The 919-nt window shown below is 35.7% G+C and carries 2 protein-coding genes; both read left to right on the top strand.

Going from position 1 to position 919, the window contains the following annotated elements; all coding sequences use genetic code 11:
* Positions 1-30 precede the first annotated feature (30 nt).
* Positions 31-339, top strand: coding sequence for a membrane-bound protein LytA (lytA, locus tag ACWHAR_RS24445; protein WP_003242772.1), 309 nt, complete (start codon positions 31-33; stop codon positions 337-339).
* 23 nt (positions 340-362) lie between these two features.
* A partial coding sequence (locus ACWHAR_RS24450; protein WP_452088103.1) for a cell wall-binding repeat-containing protein occupies positions 363-919 on the top strand: 557 nt, incomplete at its 3' end.

A 919-nucleotide genomic window follows, 5' to 3' on the forward strand; every position in this document is an offset into this window, starting at 1 on the left:
TTGACGATAAAATATAATGAGGTGAAAAAAATGAAAAAATTTATTGCTTTACTGTTCTTTATATTGCTTCTTTCGGGTTGCGGGGTTAATAGTCAAAAGAGTCAAGGTGAAGATGTATCGCCAGACAGTAACATTGAAACAAAGGAAGGTACTTATGTAGGGTTAGCTGATACTCATACAATAGAAGTAACAGTAGATAATGAGCCGGTTAGTCTTGATATCACTGAAGAATCGACAAGTGATCTTGATAAGTTTAACAGTGGAGATAAGGTCACGATTACATATGAAAAAAATGATGAGGGTCAGCTTCTGTTAAAAGATATTGAACGTGCCAACTAAGATATAGGGAGGAACCTGAAATTTTGAAATCTTGCAAACAATTGATAGTGTGTTCACTTGCTGCAATCTTATTATTGATTCCATCAGTTTCTTTTGCAGCAGACTCAAACATCTCAGTTAAATTGTCAAATTATATTGGAAATAAATCTAGCATCAGTCTATCGCCAACAGGATTTTATAAAGTAACTGGAGATAATGTTGCTGTTACGGATCGTTTTGCAGGCGCTTCACGATACGAAACTGCGACTCTTGCATCCAACAGCCAGTGGAAAAATCCTAATACAGTGATATTGGTGAACCGAGATATTTTTATTGATGCATTGCCTGTTATTCCATTGGCGAAAAAACTGAACGCACCAGTTTTATTTACTCAGCCTGACACGTTAACAAAAACTACTGAAAGACAAATTGCTAAGTTTAACCCTGATAATATTTTAATCATTGGGGGAGCGCGAAGCATTTCAAAAGATGTAGAAAACAACCTGAAATCATATGGCGCTGTGAAAAGGATAAGCGGAAAAAATAGATATGTCTTATCAGAAAATATTGCAAAGCAAATGGGCAGCTATGATAAAGCGAT

The organism is Bacillus sp. LR--39 (genome assembly GCF_053613335.1).

Bases quoted from the DNA above. Each gene is read 5' to 3' on its own strand.
- lytA (WP_003242772.1), top strand. From the start codon at position 31: ATGAAAAAATTTATTGCTTTACTGTTCTTTATATTGCTTCTTTCGGGT.